Origin of the sequence: Tritonibacter sp. SIMBA_163 (genome assembly GCF_046535935.1) — a bacterium.
Lineage (GTDB): Bacteria > Pseudomonadota > Alphaproteobacteria > Rhodobacterales > Rhodobacteraceae > Epibacterium > Epibacterium scottomollicae.
In genome coordinates, this window is record NZ_JAWJBP010000434.1 from 1 (window position 1) to 273 (window position 273).

The following is a 273-nucleotide window of genomic DNA, read 5'->3' on the forward strand; positions in this document are numbered from 1 at the left end:
CTAAAGAATGAACAGCGCCGCCAGGCCGAGGAAGGCAAAGAAGCCGACAATGTCGGTGATCGTGGTCAGGAACACGCCAGAGGCCACGGCCGGGTCGATCTTCAATTTATCGAGCCCCAAGGGGACCAGCGTTCCCGACAGGCCTGCGACGATCATGTTCACGACCATGGCGGCGCCGATGATCAAACCAATTGCCGGCTGCCCAAACCAGAGCCATGCCACGATGCCTGTCAGGACCGCGAAGATCAGGCCGTTCAGGCAGCCGACCGTGAT

Annotated in this window: 1 protein-coding gene; it reads right to left on the reverse strand. The window is 60.4% G+C overall.

The features are described from left to right. Positions 1–273: magnesium transporter (locus R0J92_RS23020; RefSeq protein ID WP_411053376.1), on the reverse strand; the 273-nt coding region annotated here is incomplete at its 5' end.